At 62.5% G+C, this 18,930-nt stretch carries 19 protein-coding genes and 1 tRNA gene; 11 read left to right on the top strand and 9 right to left on the bottom strand.

What is annotated here, in order from left to right; all coding sequences use genetic code 11:
* The first annotated feature begins 101 nt into the window (after nucleotides 1-101).
* From pflB to MHY87_RS07870, 4 genes are all read left to right on the top strand, one after another.
* Entirely contained in the window at nucleotides 102-2,372 is a 2,271-nt protein-coding gene (pflB, locus tag MHY87_RS07885; RefSeq protein WP_370644882.1) for a formate C-acetyltransferase, read from the top strand.
* Nucleotides 2,373-2,376: 4 nt separating this feature from the next.
* On the top strand, nucleotides 2,377-3,198 hold the full coding sequence (pflA, locus tag MHY87_RS07880; protein WP_239350869.1) for a pyruvate formate-lyase-activating protein: 822 nt from the start codon (nucleotides 2,377-2,379) through the stop codon (nucleotides 3,196-3,198).
* 9 nt (nucleotides 3,199-3,207) lie between these two features.
* Entirely contained in the window at nucleotides 3,208-4,776 is a 1,569-nt protein-coding gene (locus MHY87_RS07875) for an aspartate:alanine exchanger family transporter (protein ID WP_239350868.1), read from the top strand.
* Between the two features lie 160 nt (nucleotides 4,777-4,936).
* Nucleotides 4,937-6,379 carry a porin gene (locus tag MHY87_RS07870; RefSeq protein ID WP_239350866.1) on the top strand — a complete coding sequence of 481 codons (1,443 nt, stop codon included), beginning with the start codon at nucleotides 4,937-4,939 and terminating at the stop codon, nucleotides 6,377-6,379.
* Nucleotides 6,380-6,480: 101 nt separating this feature from the next.
* On the opposite strand, the gene MHY87_RS07865 is transcribed toward MHY87_RS07870, so the two are convergent.
* Together MHY87_RS07865 and MHY87_RS07860 are read right to left on the bottom strand one after the other, a co-directional pair.
* Entirely contained in the window at nucleotides 6,481-6,924 is a 444-nt protein-coding gene (locus MHY87_RS07865) for a hypothetical protein (RefSeq protein ID WP_239350864.1), read from the bottom strand.
* An 81-nt stretch (nucleotides 6,925-7,005) separates the two neighbouring features.
* Nucleotides 7,006-7,791 (bottom strand): hypothetical protein, encoded by a 786-nt coding sequence (locus MHY87_RS07860; RefSeq protein WP_239350863.1) that lies wholly within the window; start codon nucleotides 7,789-7,791, stop codon nucleotides 7,006-7,008.
* A gap of 206 nt (nucleotides 7,792-7,997) precedes the next feature.
* Between MHY87_RS07860 and MHY87_RS07855 the strand changes: the two genes are divergently transcribed.
* Nucleotides 7,998-8,393 carry a cupin domain-containing protein gene (locus tag MHY87_RS07855; protein ID WP_239350862.1) on the top strand — a complete coding sequence of 132 codons (396 nt, stop codon included), beginning with the start codon at nucleotides 7,998-8,000 and terminating at the stop codon, nucleotides 8,391-8,393.
* Nucleotides 8,394-8,590: 197 nt separating this feature from the next.
* Here MHY87_RS07855 and MHY87_RS07850 read toward each other — a convergent pair.
* Nucleotides 8,591-8,675, bottom strand: a tRNA-Leu gene (locus tag MHY87_RS07850).
* Nucleotides 8,676-8,877: 202 nt separating this feature from the next.
* On the opposite strand from MHY87_RS07850, the gene MHY87_RS07845 reads away from it, so the two are divergent.
* Complete coding sequence (locus MHY87_RS07845) at nucleotides 8,878-9,978, top strand: complex I NDUFA9 subunit family protein (RefSeq protein WP_239350861.1); 1,101 nt, start codon at nucleotides 8,878-8,880, stop codon at nucleotides 9,976-9,978.
* Here MHY87_RS07845 and MHY87_RS07840 read toward each other — a convergent pair.
* Nucleotides 9,904-10,641, bottom strand: a complete 738-nt coding sequence (locus tag MHY87_RS07840) for a sulfate transporter family protein (protein ID WP_239350860.1) — start codon at nucleotides 10,639-10,641, stop codon at nucleotides 9,904-9,906. The genes MHY87_RS07845 and MHY87_RS07840 overlap by 75 nt on opposite strands.
* A 116-nt stretch (nucleotides 10,642-10,757) precedes the next feature.
* Here MHY87_RS07840 and MHY87_RS07835 point away from each other — a divergent pair, with 116 nt between their 5' ends.
* A complete protein-coding gene (locus MHY87_RS07835; protein ID WP_239350859.1) occupies nucleotides 10,758-12,005 on the top strand; it encodes an NAD(P)/FAD-dependent oxidoreductase in 1,248 nt (415 codons plus the stop codon).
* Here MHY87_RS07835 and MHY87_RS07830 read toward each other — a convergent pair.
* The 3 genes from MHY87_RS07830 to MHY87_RS07820 all read right to left on the bottom strand — a co-directional run bounded on the left by MHY87_RS07830 (nucleotide 11,997) and on the right by MHY87_RS07820 (nucleotide 14,165).
* Entirely contained in the window at nucleotides 11,997-12,275 is a 279-nt protein-coding gene (locus tag MHY87_RS07830; RefSeq protein ID WP_239350858.1) for a hypothetical protein, read from the bottom strand. The two genes, MHY87_RS07835 and MHY87_RS07830, sit on opposite strands and share 9 nt — an antisense overlap.
* 15 nt (nucleotides 12,276-12,290) lie before the next feature.
* Complete coding sequence (locus MHY87_RS07825; RefSeq protein ID WP_239350857.1) at nucleotides 12,291-13,010, bottom strand: Crp/Fnr family transcriptional regulator; 720 nt, start codon at nucleotides 13,008-13,010, stop codon at nucleotides 12,291-12,293.
* Between the two features lie 162 nt (nucleotides 13,011-13,172).
* Nucleotides 13,173-14,165: a D-glycerate dehydrogenase gene (locus tag MHY87_RS07820; RefSeq protein ID WP_239350856.1), complete on the bottom strand. Its 993-nt coding sequence runs from the start codon at nucleotides 14,163-14,165 to the stop codon at nucleotides 13,173-13,175.
* A gap of 163 nt (nucleotides 14,166-14,328) precedes the next feature.
* Between MHY87_RS07820 and MHY87_RS07815 the strand changes: the two genes are divergently transcribed.
* Nucleotides 14,329-14,862: an SH3 domain-containing protein gene (locus tag MHY87_RS07815; RefSeq protein ID WP_370644868.1), complete on the top strand. Its 534-nt coding sequence runs from the start codon at nucleotides 14,329-14,331 to the stop codon at nucleotides 14,860-14,862.
* 92 nt (nucleotides 14,863-14,954) lie between these two features.
* Nucleotides 14,955-15,101 carry a DUF3096 domain-containing protein gene (locus MHY87_RS07810; protein WP_091132489.1) on the top strand — a complete coding sequence of 49 codons (147 nt, stop codon included), beginning with the start codon at nucleotides 14,955-14,957 and terminating at the stop codon, nucleotides 15,099-15,101.
* On the opposite strand, the gene MHY87_RS07805 is transcribed toward MHY87_RS07810, so the two are convergent.
* Together MHY87_RS07805 and irr are read right to left on the bottom strand one after the other, a co-directional pair.
* On the bottom strand, nucleotides 15,098-15,976 hold the full coding sequence (locus MHY87_RS07805) for an EamA family transporter (protein WP_239350855.1): 879 nt from the start codon (nucleotides 15,974-15,976) through the stop codon (nucleotides 15,098-15,100). The two genes, MHY87_RS07810 and MHY87_RS07805, sit on opposite strands and share 4 nt — an antisense overlap.
* Nucleotides 15,977-16,038: 62 nt before the next feature.
* Entirely contained in the window at nucleotides 16,039-16,512 is a 474-nt protein-coding gene (irr, locus tag MHY87_RS07800; RefSeq protein WP_239351485.1) for a Fur family transcriptional regulator Irr, read from the bottom strand.
* Between the two features lie 251 nt (nucleotides 16,513-16,763).
* On the opposite strand from irr, the gene fabA reads away from it, so the two are divergent.
* Nucleotides 16,764-17,285 (top strand): 3-hydroxyacyl-[acyl-carrier-protein] dehydratase FabA, encoded by a 522-nt coding sequence (gene fabA / locus MHY87_RS07795; RefSeq protein ID WP_239350853.1) that lies wholly within the window; start codon nucleotides 16,764-16,766, stop codon nucleotides 17,283-17,285.
* A 218-nt stretch (nucleotides 17,286-17,503) separates the two neighbouring features.
* Entirely contained in the window at nucleotides 17,504-18,727 is a 1,224-nt protein-coding gene (fabB, locus tag MHY87_RS07790) for a beta-ketoacyl-ACP synthase I (RefSeq protein ID WP_239350851.1), read from the top strand.
* Nucleotides 18,728-18,930 lie beyond the last annotated feature (203 nt).

Below are 18,930 nucleotides of genomic sequence, written 5' to 3'. Positions count from 1 at the left end.
CTCCGGCGGTGACTGAGAATGCATGAGTGAAGACCCCATAAGCATCGTGGGAGGAAGCCGTCATGCCAGATGAAGTCCGTGTATCTCCAAAGCCCGCTGATATGGCGAGGCATCTCCACTCGAGCTCTTCCGAGCCTGAGGTCTCGATCAATGAATGGGAAGGCTTCACGCCGGGCCGATGGCAGAACGCTGTCGACGTTCGCGACTTCATCCAGCGGAACGTCACGCCCTATGACGGAGACGAAGCCTTTCTGTCCGGCCCTACGGAGCGCACGAAAGCCGTCTGGGCGAAGCTTCAGCCTTACTTCAAGGAGGAAATCCGCAAGGGCGTTTTGGACGTGGACGCCAAGACGCCCTCCTCCATGACGGCTCACAAGCCGGGTTATATCGACCGCGACAACGAAGTGATCGTCGGATTGCAGACCGATGCGCCATTCCGGCGTGCGATCATGCCCTATGGCGGCTTGCGCATGGTCGAGGCTGGGCTGAAGGCGGCGGGTTTCGAGCCCGACCCGATCGTGCACGAGACCTTCACCAAATATCGCAAGACGCATAATGACGGCGTCTTCGATGCCTATACGCCGGAAATCATGGCCTGCCGGCGCAGTCACATCATCACCGGCCTGCCCGATTCCTACGGGCGCGGCCGGATCATCGGCGATTATCGCCGAGTGGCCTTGTACGGCACGGACAAATTGCTTGCAGCCAAGCGCGCCGAACGGGCGCTGCTCGACGCCAAATGGCCGACGGACGACGTCATTCGCGAGCGCGAGGAATTGGCTGAGCAAATGCGAGCGCTGGACGATCTGGCGGAGATGGCGAAGAACTATGGCTTCGACATCACACGCCCGGCGGCTGACGCGCGCGAAGCCGTGCAATGGACTTATTTCGGCTATCTCGGAGCGATCAAGGAAGCCAACGGCGCGGCCATGTCCATCGGCCGCATCTCGTCCTTCCTCGACATCTATATCGAACGCGACCTGAAGAGCGGCGCCCTCGATGAGGCCAGCGCCCAGGAACTCATCGACCAGCTCGTCCAGAAGCTGCGCATCGTCCGCTTCCTGCGCACGCCCGATTACGACGCCCTGTTCTCGGGCGATCCCTATTGGGCCACCGAATGCGTCGGCGGCATGGATCTCAACGGACGTCCGCTGGTGACCCGAACGAGCTTCCGGATGCTGCATACGCTGACCAATCTCGGCCCGGCGCCGGAGCCCAACATGACGGTGCTGTGGTCGAAACAGCTGCCGGAGCCCTTCAAGCGTTTCTGCATCAAGATCTCGGCCGAGACATCGTCCATCCAATACGAGAACGACGATCTCATGCGTCCCTATTGGGGCGACGATTACGGCATTGCCTGCTGCGTCTCGGCCATGCGCATCGGAAACCAGATGCAATTCTTCGGCGCGCGCGTGAATCTCGCCAAATGTCTCCTCTACGCCATCAACGGCGGACGCGACGAGGTGAGCGGCGATCAGGTCGGCCCAGCAGCCTCCCCCGTTTCCGGCGACGTTCTCGATTATGACGATGTCAGAGCGAAGTTCGATGTGATGATGGAATGGCTGGCGAAGACCTATGTCCATTCCATGAACTGCATCCACTACATGCATGACAAATATTACTACGAGCGCCTGGAAATGGCCCTGCACGACCAGCAGATCCTGCGCACGATGGCGTTCGGCATTGCCGGTCTCTCGGTGGTGGCGGACAGCCTGTCGGCCATCAAGCATGCGCGGGTCAAACCCGTGCGGCGCGAGGATGGGCTGATCGTCGATTACGAGATCACGGGCGATTTCCCGAAATACGGCAACAACGACGATCGCGTCGATATAATCGCAGCCGGGCTCGTCTCGACCTTCATGAGCAAGATCCGCAAGCATCCGACCTATCGGAATGCCGTTCATACGCAATCGGTGCTGACGATCACGAGCAATGTCGTCTACGGCAAGCATACGGGCAACACGCCGGACGGCCGTAAGGCCGGTGAGCCCTTCGCTCCCGGCGCCAACCCGATGCATGGCCGTGACAGCCACGGATGGCTCGCGTCATGCCTGTCGGTGGCAAAGTTGCCCTACGCGGATGCGCAGGACGGCATCAGCTACACGGTCTCTGTCACGCCGAGCCTCAATCGGCTGGACCAGGGCGAGAAGATCAAGCAGGCCGTGAAGGTGCTCGATACCTATTGCGGGCAAGGCGGGTTCCACATGAACCTCAATGTCCTCAATCGCGACACGCTTCTCGACGCGATGGAGCATCCGGACAAGTATCCGCAGCTGACGATCCGCGTTTCCGGTTACGCGGTCAACTTCGTGCGTCTTACCCGGGAGCAGCAGATGGACGTCATCAGCCGGACGTTCCATGGAGATGGTTGAGACTATGGCCGACGAGCCCTGGGCCCATAGCCGTTACGACCTGCAACAGGCGCGATCCCCCGATGCGCCTGAAACGGCCACCTTCAACGATCCCCGGGGCGATTTTGGTTGGATCCATTCCTATGAGACCGGTTCCACCCTCGACGGCCCTGGTATCCGGGTCGTGGTGTTCATGAGCGGCTGCCTGCTGCGATGCTTGTACTGTCACAACCCGGACACATGGCACCTGAAGGACGGCACCCGTGTCTCGTTCGAACGTGCCAGAACCGCGCTTCAGGCTTATGCCGCGCCGCTGCGCGCCATGGGTGGTGGGCTGACCATATCGGGCGGAGAGCCGCTGGTTCAGATGCATTTCACCAAGCGGCTTTTCGCTGCTGCCAAGGAAATGGGCCTTCACACGGCTTTGGATACATCGGGCTTTCTCGGCGCGCGGGCCGATGACGATTATCTGCGCCAGGTCGATCTCGTCCTGCTCGACATCAAATCTTGGGACCCGGACACCTACCGCCGGACCGTAGGACAGGACATCCGCCCCACCATCGAATTCGCGGAGCGGCTGGCTGCTCTCGGCAAGCCGGTCTGGGTGCGGTTCGTTCTTGTCCCGGGCCTGACCGATGATCCCGCCAATGTCGAAGGCATCGCCCGGTTCGTCGCGCCGATGCGCAATGTGGAATGGGTCGAGGTCCTTCCGTTTCACCAGATGGGCACCTTCAAGTGGAAGGCGATGGGCCTGAATTACGAGCTTTCCGATACGCAGCCTCCGTCACCTGACCTCGTGGCGCGCGTGCTCGGGCAATTTCGTGAGGCGGGTTGCCGCGCAAGATGAGAAAAGTCGATGCTCGATGTCATTCGCTCATTGCTTGAAGCCTCGCCTTTGCTGGCGCTTTTTCTCGCCATCGCCACCGGCTATGCCATCGGGCAGATCTCGATTGCGGGTGTTTCCTTCGGTGCCGGCGCGGTGCTGTTCACCGGACTCATCATCGGCGCAATCGCTCCCAAAGCAGCACCTCCCGGCCTGGTCGGCACGCTCGGCCTCGTGATGTTCGTCTACGGCGTCGGCATTCAGTATGGGCCGCAATTCTTTGCGAGCCTGCGCGGACCCGGCATCAAGTATATTGCGCTCGCGACTGTTGCCGTGGTCGCCTCACTCCTCGTCGCGATGTTGCTTGCCTCGCCCCTCGGCATCTCGATGGCGACGGCAGCCGGATTGTTCGCAGGTTCAGGCACGAGCACGCCGACACTCCAGGCGGCGCTGGCAGCGGCAGGCAATCAGGATCCGGCCATCGGCTACTCGGTGTCTTATCCTTTCGGGGTGATCGGTCCGATCGTCCTGATGACGATCATGGCGGCCTGGGTCAAACCCGTCTTCAAGGCGCCTTCACAGAATGTGCGGGTCGCGGAACTCACCCTGGAATCGACATGCGAGGACCGGACGGTTGAAGATATATCCGCCATCCTACCGGCGGACATCAAGATCGTCGCGGTTCGCCAGCATCACGTGAATGCGCCGCCCGCTGCTGAAACGAGGCTGCATGAAGGTGACGGCCTGCTGCTGGTCGGCAGCCCCACGAGCATCGAGCAGGCAAAGGTCGCCATGGGACGCGAGGATCCAGGGCGCATCAGCCGCGACCGCGCCAATTACGATGTCGTGCGCGTCTACGTTTCGAAAGCAACGTTCGTCGGCAAGACCATACGCGAGATACCGCTCCCCGACTTTCCCGTCGTCATTTCGCATATCCGCCGGGGCGACGTCGATATTTTCGCATCGCCCGATCTGGCGATCGAGTTCGGTGACCAGCTTGTGGCCGCCGTACCCTCCAGCCGCAAAGCCGACGTGCACCGCCATTTCGGAGACAGCATCAAGGGCAATGCCGAGTTGTCCTTCGTCTCCATCGGTGTTGGAATCGCGCTTGGCCTTCTCCTCGGCATGATCCCCGTGCCGTTGCCGGGAGGCGGCACCTTCAGTCTCGGTGTTGCAGGCGGTCCGCTCGTCATGGCCCTGATCCTCGGTTGGCTCGGCCGCACCGGGCCTTTGGGCTGGAGGATACCGGTCGTCGCCAATCTGGTTTTGAGAAACCTCGGCCTGTCGGTGTTCATCGGCTCGGTCGCCATGGGCGCCGGAGGTCCATTCGTCCAGACCGTCGCCACGAACGGGATTCAGATCCTTCTCGGTGGCGCAGCGGTACTGCTCACTCTCGTGCTGATCGTTCTGGTGGTCGGATATTTGCTGCGCATTCCCTTCGACGATCTGCTCGGTGTTTGCGCGGGCTCGACGGGTAATCCTGCAATCGTCGTTGCAGCCGGGCGATTGGCGCCCACCGAGCGGACGGATATCGGCTACGCGATCTGCTTTCCGAGCATGACCATCGTCAAGATCATTGCCGTCCAAGTTCTCCTGAGCTGATTGAAGCATCGCCCCCGCCTGATGCCTTGATGCAGCTCGGCAACACCGAACGTAATTTACGCAGCGTTAGGAACCGTCACTCAAAGTCTTCTTGACGGCTAAACTTCTGTCTGCACAATATTTCATTGATACGGCTGGGCTTTGTCTTGGAGTTTGTACCATGGCGTCTGTCCGAACCCTGCTGCTTGGATGCGCGGCGATCGTCACCGGCGGAGCGCAGGCCGCTGATCTCCCGGCGAAAACCGCAGCTCCCGTCGAATATGTCCGGGTCTGTTCCACTTATGGAACAGGCTTTTTTTATGTCCCGGGAACCGACACATGCCTGCGTGTCAGCGGGCGTGTCCGCGCTGAATATCTGTATGTCGAGCCTGTCGACCGGACCCAGGACTCAATAGGTTTTCGAGCCCGTGGCCGCATCAATCTGGATGCGCGGACTCCAACCGCTTACGGATTGCTCCGCACCTATATCCGTATGGAGATGACCCGTAATACCGGGGCTTACGGTTTCAGCTCAACGACCCCCAACATCGCTCAGGCCTATGTTCAGTTCGGTGGGTTGACCGCGGGCCGCGCGGTCTCGTTCTTCACCGATCCCAACCTGCCGGCTCCGAATTTCGGCGACTTGCGCTTTGACGACCCTGCCAATGCCGAAGTCAATCTGCTGGCCTACACCTTCTCATTCGGCAACGGCTTCTCGGCGACCCTGTCACTCGAGGATGGCACGCAGCGCCAGGTCAACAACGAACTCGACTTCCCCCTGTTCGGCGTCGGCAGCACCTCGCCGGTCTTCGCGCCAATTGCCTCTACCTATGCCGGCGAGCGCATCCCCGATGTCGTCGCGAATGTCCGCTACACCGGCACTTGGGGCGGAGTGCAATTGTCCGGCGCCCTGCATCAGATTCGCGATGCTTCGGCTGGCTTTACGACGGTGGACGGCGTGAGCGTTCCCGTGATCAATCCCGTTACCGGCTTGCCTAATCCGGCCTTTGCGGACACGGAATACGGGTTCGCCGTTTCAGCTCTCGGCTATGCGAATGTTCCCGCTCTCGGGGAAGGCGATGCGGTATGGTTCTCCGCCACCTATACGGACGGAGCGATCGGCTATCTCAACGCCGGACAGGCAAGTCCGATCAGCAACGGGTCCATCAGTGCCGGGTCACTCGCCATGGCCATTACGGACGCTTTCGTCGATCCCTTCACCGGCGACTTTAAGAACAACAAAGCCTACTCCATTGCCGGCGGCCTCAACCATAATTGGACGTCGACGATTCAAACGAATGTTTTCGGTTCATGGATGCGCTTCGATGCGCCGGGAATCGCGCAATACACGATTCCCGCGACACCGTTGACGATCGCCGAGGGAACGGCAGGAACGACCACAGGACTCGTCGACTTCGACGAATACCGCATCGGCGCCAACGTCATCTGGACGCCGGTGAAGGATTTTCTCATCGGTGTCGAAGCGCTTTACATCAGGGTGGACCCGCGCGAGCGCGTTGCCGTTCCGGTCACGACGGCATCCGGCGATGCGACAGGCCTCTTCCGGGCAACCGGATCGGAAAGCACATGGGAAGGCCGCCTGCGCGTTCAGCGCGACTTCTGAACGGACTGAACATTTCGTGCGCGGAGGCGATCATACTCGTTGGCTCCGCACGGTATGCCAGCGACCTCCGCCTTACGCACTTGCCAAAAGCCTAGCCCATCTCAGCGCAGGCTGATCTCGACTCCGCTCACGTTCGCGTTGAATTCCAGTCCGACGGTACGGCCTCGCAATTCAAGCACGACGCCTCTCGCATTTTGCAGCCGGATGCCCGCTGCGCCGCCACCTAACGCGACGCTTCCGCCGACAGCCGTATAAGTACCGGCAATGTCGGAAGCACGGCGTAGATTATAAGCGCGTCCAACCAGATCCGCCTTCGATGCGCCAATCGTCGCGCCGAGGCTCAAGCCGCCGACGCTCAGGGGATAACGACGTCCTTGGAAGACAAGCGTTCCGCGACCGCCGCCCACGCCGACGATGAATCCTGCCTTGGCAATCTCGATTTGGACGTTTCCGGTTGCGGCCCATGCCGGTCCCGCAGGCAACGACACGAGCGCCATGGCCATTGCGATCATACCGCCTCTAAGCGAATTCGAGACCTGGAGCATCGGTCACTCCCGTTTCAGTTTGAGAAGCTAATCATGGAGGAGCGATGTCAGCGGGTCTTAAAACCTGTCATCGCTCCGAAATCAGTTCCCCGTCACGACTGTGCCGCGAGCCCGACCTCCCGAAACTTTGCACGAACATCCTGTTCCCATTGGCGCCGAACGGGTCAGCGCGCAGACGCGCGCCGAGGTCGCACAATATCCGCCCAGTGCTGACGCAACTGGCGTCTGATACGCGCCGTAAGGATAGTTATAGCCGTAAGGATAGTTGTAGTAGGGATACGTGGCCGCTGCGCCGATCAGGCTGCCTGTAACCAGGCCCGCGCCCAATCCCCAGCCGCCGTAATAGTTTCCATAATACGGATAATTGCCCCGGTAATAAGGATAGCGCCCGCCATAATACGGGTAACGCCCGCCATAATTAGGATAGCGTCCGCGATAGGATCCCGGAGGGGGACGCACGCCTTGCCAGTTGCCGCGATTGCCTATGCGATTGTCGAAGCGTCCGGCCGGGTTATTGATCGCGGCCTGACGGACCCCCCCAGCTCCAGGGTTGAAGCGGGGCGTGCCGACCGGCCGTGCGGCCATCGCCTGCCCACGGAAGCCGCCGCCACTCATGCCGCCCGGGGGAATCAGCATCCTCTGGCCGCCCATGCCGCCGCCGAGATTCCCTCCTCGGAAGCCGCCGCCACCAAAATTGCCTCCACCTGCTCGGATGCCACCGCCACCGAAACCGCCTCCTCCTCCCCGGAAGCCACCGCCGCCACCGAACCCACCTCCACCACGACCGCCACGTTGAGCCTCGGCAACGCTCGGTATCAGAAGCGTGCCCGCGGTGAGAATGCCGAGAACCAGGAAAATTTTGTTCATCGTGGCCCTCCCTTTCAATGCCCGGCGCGCGGCGCGGGCGGAATGCCATGAAAAGATTCATTGTAAACCTGTCAGGGCAACGTGCTTGATCGTTTGAGACAGGCGCTTGTCATTTTTGCCGTACCTCTTTTTCCGAGGCATGGGGCTCCAGCCCTTCCAGGATTGGGGTACATTCGTGAAGTCCGGATCGGCGAAGGAGAGAGATGATGAAGATCACACGAAGCGGTTCACTGCCCTCCGGTAAGGGCCCTGCCGATTGGTTCACCGGTACCGTGCGCATTGATCCGCTGTTTCCCGTCGAGCCTCCCGCGCGCGCCGCCGGCAATGCGGTGACGTTCGAACCCGGCGCCCGTACCGCATGGCATACGCACCCTCTCGGCCAGGTCCTCATCGTCACGGCGGGCTGTGGTCGGGTCCAGCGCGAAGGTGGGCCGGTCGAGGACATCCGACCGGGCGACGTGGTCTGGTTCGAGCCTGGCGAGAAGCATTGGCATGGTGCCGCGCCGACAACCGCCATGACGCATATCGCCATTCAGGAATCCCTCGACGGCAAGGCTGTCGACTGGATGGAGCATGTGACCGACGAGCAGTATCTGGCTTGAGGAGAATCTCGGCGAGATCGAGCGCGCGCATGAACAGCCAACGTCCAGCAGATCGCAACTTCCCTGCCGCTAGAAGCCAAAGCAACAAAAGCCTTGACGCCCTAACCGGACACGTTCCTGCAGCTCTCGCAAGCCTACGAGAGCTTCAAATCTACGATTTTTGGATATTCTTACAGATCAACCACTTAAGAAGTGATTGGTGCCCAGGAGAGGACTCGAACCTCCACGGTGTTACCCGCTGCTACCTGAAAGCAGTGCGTCTACCAATTCCGCCACCTGGGCATGCCTGTTCGGCGAGGGTTCGTTTACGGTGCCTGAGGCTTTCCGTCAATCACTGAAAATGCGGTTCCTGCGCTTTCTTGGTCGCACGCCCCTTCACACGGGAACGGCGTTTGACTAGAGACATTCCAAATTCAACCCCCAAGCTCCCCTTGCAAGCTCCCTTGCAGGCCCCGGTGGGCTCTTGGCGGATATGGAGGCTTTCATGATTGGCGCCCTTCGCACACCCGAACAGCAGACCGTCACGGTCTTCGGCGGGTCGGGTTTTCTCGGCCGCTTCGTGGTGAGCCTTTTGGCCAAGCGCGGCTATCGCGTACTGGTGGCCACCCGCAACCCGAACCCCACCTATTTCCTGCCCATGGGCAAGGTCGGGCAGGTTTATGCGATCCAGGCCAACCTGCGCTACCCGGCCTCCATTGCCCAGGCGGTGGCGAAGGCGGACCATGTGATCAACCTGGTGGGCGTCCTCCAGGAGGGCGGCCGCCAGACCTTCGATGCGGTGCATGCCGATGGCCCGCGCCTGATCGCCGAGGCCGCCAAGAAGGCCGTCACCCTGGTTCACGTCTCGGCGCTCGGCGCCGATGCCAATTCCGAATCGGCCTATGCGCGCTCCAAGGCCGCCGGCGAGACGGGCCTTCTCAGCGTCCGCCCGGATGCGATCATCCTGCGCCCGTCCCTCCTGTTCGGTCCGGGCGACAATTCCTTCAACCGCTTCGCCTCGCTCGCTCGCATGCTGCCTGTGCTGCCGCTGCCGGGCTGCGACACCCGCTTCCAGCCGGTCTATGCGGGCGATGTGGCCCAGGCCATCGTGCGCGCCGTCGACGGCGCGGTGAAGCCCGGAACCTATGAGCTCGGCGGCCCCGAGATTCGCACCATGCGTGAGATGATGGAGCTCGTCTGCGAGATCACCGAGCGCAAGCGCGCCATCCTGCCCGTGCCGAGCGCCGTCGCCCGGTTCCAGGGCACGGTTATGGGCGCCCTCGACAAGCTCACCCTCGGCCTCCTGCCGAACGAGATCGTCACTACCCGCGATCAGGCCCTGCTGCTCGAGAGCGACAACGTGGTCTCGCAGGCCGCCATCTCCGAGGGCCGCACCCTCGAGGGCATGGGCGTGACGCCCACCACCATCGAGGCCATCGTGCCGTCCTATCTCGTGCGCTTCCGCAAGACCGGCCAGTTCGACCTCAAGCGCAACGCAGCCGCCACGACGCCGGACCTGCTGGCGCCGAAATCAGGGGGCGCCGCGTCCGACTTCCACCCGGAGCGGGCTTCCGGCCCGGCCGTCGGCCAGTCGTCGAGCCATTAACGCCTTGTGCAGGTGAACCATCATCGCCGCGCCGAAGATCGGGGTGATGAGGTTCAGAACCGGCACGAGAACGAGAGCGGCCAACACCGCGCCTGCGGCGAGCACCGTTCCCCGGTGTTCATACCGCAGGCGTTTCACGTCTTCGGGCGCCCAGAAGCGGCCCGCCGCCAGCTCGAAATATTCACGGCTCAGCAGATAGGCGTTGGCCGCGAAGAACACGCCGATATTGACGAACGGCACGAACAGCAGCAGCAAAGCGAGCACGTTCACCGCAAGCGACAGCGCGCCAAAGCGCAGGCCGTAGAAGATCGCCCTGCCGAAAGGCAGAGGCTGGCCTGGCACATCGGCGGGATAGCTGTTGCGCTCCACCACCTCGGCAACATCGTCAAGAAAATAGCCTGCCACAACGGCCGAGATCGCTGGCAGGAGATAAGCGAGCGCGATGAAGAGGCCGAAGCCTGCGAGGAAAAACGCGAAAGTATCGAGGATCGGATAGCTCTCGCTCAGATGATGATCGGTGAGGAAGAGACCGAGAAGACGCGTGAGACCGAACCAGACCAGCACCAAAAGCGCCACGGTCAAACCGATGGATTTCCAGAGAATGCGCCGGAGCGCCGGGGAGAAAACATCGCGGGCGGCGGCGATGATTGTCTGGATCAGCATGTCTCGAATCGTCTTTCTTACCAAGCCGCCTCGTCAGGGACAGGCGTGGCCTTTACTTATGAACGCATCTGTCCGAACGCGAGGGGCAAAAAACCATGCCGATGGAAAACCAGTCGATGAGCACCCCCCAGGAGCCGGATGTGGTGATCGTCGGCGCGGGGAGCGCCGGCATCGGAGCGGCGAGAAAGCTCCTCGCCTCGGGCCTGTCAGTCATGGTGCTGGAAGCGCGGGATCGGATCGGAGGGCGCACCGTCACGCGCTCCTTCAAGGGGCACCCGGTGGATCTGGGAGCCCATTGGCTTCATGCGGGCCCCATCAACCCACTCGTGAAGCTCGGTTTCGAACGGGGCGAGCCTCTGCGGCGTGCGCCAACCAAGGGGCACTTTCACGTGCGCGGCAAGCCAGGACGGAACGCCCAGCGCGCGGCCCTCGACCGGGCCTTCGACATGGCCGACCGGGCGATGACGCAGGCCGCCAAGGCCAGAGACGATCAGGCCGCCGCGAAAGTCCTGCCTGCGGGCATGGGGCCGCTGGGCAAACGCGTCGCGGAGATCCACGGCCTTGTCTCCGGCAGGCCCCTCGACGAGGTGAGCCTGCACGATTTTCCGAGCATGGAATATGCCGACAACCTGTTCATCGCGGGCGGCCTCGGAGGCTATGTGGCGCGGCTTGGAAAGGACCTGCCGATCCGCTTGAGCACCGCCGTTCATGCCATCGACTGGTCGGAACAAGGTGTGCGGATCGAAAGCACCGAGGGCACGCTTCGCGCGAAAGCCGTCATCGTCACCACACCCATGGCGGTGCTGCAGCAGGATGCGATCCGTTTTGCGCCCGCTTTGCCGAACGAGGTGCAGCAGGCGATCCACGGCTTCACGCAAGGCGTCTACGAGCACGTGATCCTGCATTGGCCCGACGCGCCGTTCAGAGGCCCCGACCGGCTGGCGACGCTAGTCGGCACGCGCCGCTCGCCGCCGGGCCTTCTCACGCGCATCGACAACACGCCCTTCCATTTCTTCGAACTCGATCAACCCCATGCCGCGCATTTCGACCGGCGCGATGCTTACGCGCCCGCACGCTTCGCGCGGGAGATTCTGGCGGAGCATTTCGGGCATAGGGCGTTGCACCATGTGAGCGTCATGCACGCAACCGCGTGGCGCAACGATCCCTGGTCGCGCGCCTCATGGGCTGTCGTTCCGCCGGGACTCGCCGCCATTCGCGATGTGTTGAAGGCGCCCATTGGCGAACGCATCTGGTTTGCGGGCGAGGCTTTGTCGCGCGCGCAATGGGGCACGGCGGGCGGCGCGTGGGAAGAAGGCGAGCGCGCGGCAAGCGAGATCGCCACAAAGCTCAAGGCTTCAGGCTGAAGGCAGGCCCGTTTCAAGCCGCTCGCGCACCCAGGTAATGGCCTCGTCGAGCGTTGGAAAGACGCGTGGCCTTGTCGTCATGAGGATGCTGCAAGGTCCGAAACCTGCCTCCAGGAACCAGCCGCCGTTTCCGCCTTGCCCGCCCGCGGTCTCCGCCGCCGTGACCTTGGCGAGGACGGCGACGAGATCGGCACCGGAAAAGACCAGCCGCCCTTCGTGGGGGCCTCCGTCGCTCAGAACGGACACGGGCTGCAGGCTGATATTCGGCATGAAGTGTCCCGGCATCTATCGCGTTTCGCGCTGGAGATTGAGATAGGTCGGCGTGAACTCACCCACGGTTTCCAGACGCTCCCAGTCGAGAATGGTGAGAGCATCGCCCTGCCAGCGGATGAGACCTTCCTTGCGCAGTTCCTGCAGCACGCGGTTCACATGCACCGTAGAAAGCCCGAGCGTGTCGCCGAGTTCCGCCTGCGTGAGCGGAAGTTGAATCGTGTTGCCGTCCGTGCGTCCGACGGTTTTCAAGCGCAGGAAAAGTTCGCAGATGAAATGCGCCATCTGCGCCGTCGCCGACAGGCGGCCCATGGTGGTGAGCCATTCACGGTGAATCGCGCCGTCGACCAGGGTGTTGAGCCACAAAAGACGCGTGAGATGCGGATGCTCGTCGGTGATCTTTTCCAGCGCAGCATGAGGCACCACGGCGACGCGGCACGGCGTGAGCGCCAGGACGCCATGGTCCATGGTTTTCAGGAGGAAGCTGTGAAGATCGACGAAATCGCCCGGCACGTGAATCGACGTGATCTGCCGCCGGCCATTGGAGAAGATCTTGTAGCGCGCGGCGTATCCGTCGAGCAGCAGGCTGCTCTCGGAGGGACGCTCGCCTTCGTGCACGATATCCTCATCGGCCTCGACGACGCGAATGCGCGCAATCGCGCTTTCGAGCACACGCTTCTCGGCGTCCGAGAGGGTGTCGCGCTGTTCGAGTTTGAGAACGAGGGAATTCGGCATGAAGGCTTTTCATCGAGAAACGAAAAACCCTTCTGGCGGTTCCGGGCACAAGCCCGCACTCACATATGTTATATGATCGGGGGTTCTCCCCTTCAGCCCTGATCTGAAAGGGTGTTGCCCGAGGGACATAGGCCGCTGTTGCGCATGGTCATGCGCTTTCCGTCACAGCATGCTCGGCAGCACGCGATCCGGCGGCTTGTGACCGTCGATGAAGGCCTTGATGTTGACGATCACCTTTTCACCCATGGCGACGCGGCCTTCGTGAGTGGCCGAGCCCATATGGGGCAAAAGCACCACCCTGCCCTGCTTCGCGAGGCGCACGAGGCGCGGATTGACGGCAGGCTCCTCCTCGAACACGTCGAGGCCCGCGCCCGCGATGGCGCCGGATTCGATGAGCTTGGTGAGCGCGCCCTCGTCGATGATCTCGCCGCGCGCCGTGTTCACGAGAATGGCGTCGGGCCTCATGAGCTTGAGACGGCGCGCCGAGAGCAGGTGATAGGTGGCGGGCGTGTGCGGGCAGTTGACGGACACGATGTCCATGCGCGCCAGCATCTGGTCGAGGGATTCCCAATAGGTCGCCTCGAGTTCCGCCTCGATCTTCGGCGGAACGTGGCGGCGGTTGTGGTAGTGGATCGACAGGCCGAAGGCCCGGGCGCGGCGCGCGAGCGCCTGGCCGATGCGGCCCATGCCGACGATGCCGAGCCTTTTGCCGGTGATGCGCCGTCCCAGCATCCAGGTGGGCGACCAGCCGGCCCAATCCCCATCGGGGATCACCCGCGCGCCTTCCGGAATGCGGCGGGCGACGGCGAGGATGAGCGCCATGGTCATGTCCGCCGTATCCTCGGTCAGCACGCCCGGCGTGTTGGTGACGGTGATGCCCTTGGCTACTGCCGCCGCCACGTCGATATTGTCGACGCCGTTGCCGAAATTCGCGATGAGCTTAAGGTTGGGACCCGCCTGCTCCAGGAGGCCTGAATCGATCTCGTCCGTGATGGTGGGCACAAGCACATCCGCATGGCGGACCGCCTCGATCAGCTCTTCGCGGGAGAGCGGCTTGTCCTCCAGGTTGAGACGCGTGTCGAACAATTCGCGCAGGCGCGTCTCAACGACATCGGGAAGGCGGCGGGTGACGACGACGGCAGGTCTCTTTTTCATCGGCTTGAACGATCCCCCGCATGAACCGCTGGATTTCGGAAGGTTTTCACGCTCCCTTAACCCTGTTTTGGCAACTAATGGCGACGAGCCGCCGCGTGGCGGCTGAGGCCAAGCTTCTGTATCAGAGGCTTTAAGCAGACACAAAGTCGCCGAGAGGGGTTCCATGCGCAAGATCGTTGTCGCCATTGCCGCCTTCATGGTTAGTGCAGTGCCGGCCCTGGCGCAGCAGCCTCCGGGCGGACGTCTCGGCACCGGCCTGCCCGTTCCCCGCTATGTCAGCCTCAAGACCGACCGCGTGAACCTGCGCGAAGGCCCTTCCAAGGATCACCGGACGGCCTGGGTGTTCCAGCGCGCGGGCCTGCCCGTCGAAATCATCGCCGAATACGAAACCTGGCGGCGTATCCGCGATTCGGAAGGCACGGAAGGCTGGGTGCTGCACTCCCTCCTCTCCGGGCGGCGCACGGCCCTCGTGATGCCCTGGGCCAAGAGCGGCGAGCCGCCGATCAGCCTGCTAGACCGTGCCGATGCCAAGGCCGGAATCATCGCCCAGATGCAGCCGGGCGTGATCGCCAATGTGCGCGCCTGCGACGGCAAATGGTGCCGAGTCATGATCGGGATGGAGCGCGCCCGCGATCTCGACGGCTATGTGCAGCAGGAAAAGCTCTGGGGCGTCTATCCCAACGAGCAGATCGAGTAGACCGGACCGATCTCCCGAAGAGCCTTTCCGATTTATCAAGAAATAATCGGATAGGTAACGGGGTATCGTTCTTCGTTTACGGAACCTGATTCATGTCCATCAATCTGAGCTTCAAGCTCCTGCCGATCCTCGCCCTGATCCTCGGCATCGCTTCTCTCGTCGCGCCGCGCTTCCTCAACGTCTTCGTCGCGATCTTCCTGATCGTCTACGCGCTCGTCGGCTTCGGCTTCATTCGTTAAGCGACTTTCCGGCGGCCCAGCAGCCTTCCTCCGAACACGTTCAGCGCCAGCCCCATCACGATGACCGCGCCACCGATCGCCTCGATGGGGTGCAGCTCCTCGCCCAGGATCAGGGCCGAGCCGAGAATACCCGCTACGGGCACGAGAAGGGCGAAGGGCGTGACCGTCGCCGCCGGATGGCGGGACAGCAGGTAGGCCCAGATTCCAAAGGCGAAGATCGTGGTGGGATAGGCAAGATAGGCTACGGCCCACCACGTGCCGACGCTCATGTTTGTCAGCGCCGAAACTACCTGTGTCGGCCCGTCGATAAGAAGCGAGAGGCCGAGCAGCGGCAGGGGCGCAATGATGCTCGCCCAGACGATATAGCCCAGCATGTCCACCCGGCCCGCGCGCTTGGAGACGATGTTCGCCACGCCCCATGAGGCGGCGGCCGCCACCGTCATGAGGAAAGGCCCGGCCCCGCTGCCGGTAAGCCGTGGCACGGCGATGATGACGAGGCCGAGGGCACCGATGAGGCCGCCCACGATCTGATGGAGGCCGGGCCGCTCGTTCATGAGAAAGGCCGCGAACAGGATCGTGAAGAACACCTGCGCCTGCATGACGAGGGAGGCGAGGCTCGCGGGCATGCCGAAGGCGAGGGCGGCAAAGAGCAGGCCGAACTGCGCCACCCCGAGAAAGAACCCGTAGGCCAGCAGGTTGCCCCAGGAGGTCTGGGGGCGGCGGATGAAGATGATCGCGGGAATGGCGGCGAAGAAAAAGCGCAGGGCCGCCAGCAGCAGCGGCGGCATGGCGCCGACCCCGAGCTTGATGACGACGAAGCTCAAGCCCCAGATGATGGTGACGAAAACGGCGACGAGGCTGTGGGAGAGCGGCATGCGGTGAATTCCAGGCTGCCGCTCTTAGAAACCCGTTCTGCTGATTTGTTAAGCCGACTTTATCAGGCCGACTTGCGGCGCAGGCGTACGATCACTTCGACACCGGCCACTTCCATGCCTTCAGGAGGTTCGGGAAGATCGGCCACGCTCACGGCGGCGGTATCGGGCATATCCACGAGCTCACCCTCGGATTCGAGGAAGAAATGGTGGTGCTCGGTGGGGTTGGTGTCGAAATAGGCTTTGGAACCGTCGACGGCGAGCTGGCGCAGGAGGCCCGCTTCCGTGAACTGATGCAGGGTGTTGTAGACGGTGGCCAGCGACACCGGCACGCGGGCGCGGCTTGCCTCATCGAAGAGCATTTCCGCCGTGATGTGGCGGTCGCCCTTGCCGAACAGGAGCCAGCCCAGGGAAACGCGCTGACGGGTGGGGCGCAGTCCGACGCGGCGAAGCTTGTCGCGCAGTTCGGACAAGGGGCAACCCCTCCGGTGAGCCGGAGCCGTCGTGGATTCGATGTAGGCGGACAAAGGATCGGTCATCATCGGAACTGTTTGCGGGAACAAGCGCTTCTCTAACACTACAATCATAGGAAAGCGAGGGGGTCGCCGCAAGGTGATCCGCGGTCGCGCTTGAGGAATGATCCTTAAGAACCGGCGTTAAAAGAATCACTTCTCGGTGTCCGGGTCCCTTTGATGGATGGCCAAGCCTGTGCTACCAGAGCCGCATCGAAGGCCTCAAGGACCTCCTGAGGCTGCCCTTTAAGACCAGGATGAAAGGATCGGCACCCGGCATGGCCCGCCAGTCCAGCTTTAATTACGAAGAGCTCCTTGCCTGCGGGCGCGGAGAATTGTTCGGCCCCGGCAATGCCCAGCTGCCGCTGCCTCCCATGCTGATGTTCGACCGCATCACCTCCATCGGCGAGGACGGCGGCGAATACGGCAAGGGCCATGTGCGCGCAGAGCTCGACGTCCGCCCGGACCTCTGGTTCTTCCCCTGCCATTTCGCGGGCGATCCGGTGATGCCGGGCTGCCTGGGCCTGGACGCCCTCTGGCAGCTGACCGGCTTCTTCCTCGGCTGGGGCGGCTCGCCTGGCCGCGGCCGGGCGCTCGGCGTCGGCGAGGTGAAGTTCGCCGACCAGGTGCTGCCCACCACGAAGAAGGTGGTCTACGGCGTGGACTTCAAGCGCGTCTTCCGCTCGAAGCTCGTTCTCGGCATCGCCGATGGCTGGCTCGAGGCCGACGGACGCCGGATCTATGAGACCAAGGACATGCGCGTCGGCCTTTTCCAGGCGGAAACGCCGGTGGGCGGCTGAGCCTTCCGAGACCTCACCTTACGTCAATAGCGGTGCGTGCATCCTGTTGACAAACCATCGACTTTTCGGAAAACCGGCCCTGCCGCGTGCGGCGGGGCCATCCAAGTTTGATCGATTACAGCTCGATCCCCGCAGGCTCACGGTTGAGAATGAGCCGGTCAGGCCTTACCTGTTGAGGATATAAGGCTGGCATCCACGTTCCTATGAAGAGGTAGGCTATGAGGCGCGTCGTCGTCACCGGAATGGGCATCGTTTCGTCCATCGGCAACAACACGCAGGAGGTGCTGGCCTCTTTGCGCGAAGCAAAGTCCGGCATCGTGAAGGCCGATGACTACGAGAAGTACGGCTTCCGCTGCCAGGTGCATGGCACGCCGCAGATCGACGTGGACTCCCTCGTCGACCGCCGCGCCATGCGCTTCCACGGCAAGGGCACGGCCTGGAACCATGTGGCCATGGACCAGGCGATCCGCGATGCGGGCCTCGAGGAAAGCGACATCTCCAACGAGCGCACCGGCATCATCATGGGCTCGGGCGGTCCCTCCACCCGCACCCTCATCGAGGCCGCCGACATCACCCGCGACAAGGGCCCCAAGCGCATTGGCCCGTTTGCCGTGCCCAAGGCCATGTCCTCGACCGCCTCCGCGACGCTCGCGACCTGGTTCAAGATCAAGGGCGTGAACTATTCGATCTCGTCCGCTTGCGCGACGTCCAACCACTGCGTCGGCAATGCCTACGAGATGATCCAGTACGGCAAGCAGGACGTGATGTTCGCCGGCGGCTGCGAGGATCTGGACTGGTCCCTGTCGAACCTGTTCGACGCCATGGGCGCCATGTCCACCAAGTACAACGACACGCCCTCCCGCGCCTCCCGCGCCTATGACGTGAACCGCGACGGCTTCGTCATCGCGGGCGGCGCAGGCGTGCTGGTGCTCGAAGAGCTGGAGCACGCCAAGGCGCGCGGCGCCAAGATCTATGGCGAGCTCGTCGGCTACGGCATGACTTCGGACGGCTACGACATGGTGGCCCCGTCGGGCGAAGGCGCGATCCGCTGCATGCGCATGGCGCTGAAGGACGTGCACAACCCCGTCGATTACATCAACCCGCACGCCACCTCGACCCCCGTGGGCGACCAGAAGGAGATCGAGGCGATCCGCACGGTGTTCGGCTCGGGCGACAAGTGCCCACCGATCTCGGCCACCAAGTCGCTCACCGGCCATTCGCTCGGCGCGACGGGCGTGCAGGAGGCGATCTATTCGCTGCTGATGATGCAGAACGGCTTCATCTGCGAGAGCGCCCATATCGACGAGATCGATCCGGAATTCGCGGATATGAATATCGTCCGCAAGCGCATCGACAATGCGAAACTCGACACGGTTCTCTCGAACTCGTTCGGCTTCGGCGGCACTAATGCCACACTCGTCTTCAGCCGGTATAACGGTTAAAGCATTTTTCGGCGAAGTGGCCCCGGTTCGCAGCCAAAAAATGCGGCGAACCAAAACGAGAGCTGATTTCACGTTAGTGGAAACAGCTCTTGAGACGTCATAAACCTGAGACAGCGCCATGCGATGTCGGCCCGGAAGGGGGACTTCGCATGGACACGCTCATTGAAATCAAGACCAAGGCTCCGGATGCACTTTTTGCTAAC

Source organism: Microvirga sp. ACRRW, assembly GCF_022346925.1.
In the GTDB taxonomy this organism is placed as follows: Bacteria; Pseudomonadota; Alphaproteobacteria; order Rhizobiales; family Beijerinckiaceae; genus Microvirga.
The sequence above is the reverse complement of the archived record's forward strand: the minus strand, read 5'-3'. Positions and strand labels throughout refer to the sequence as shown.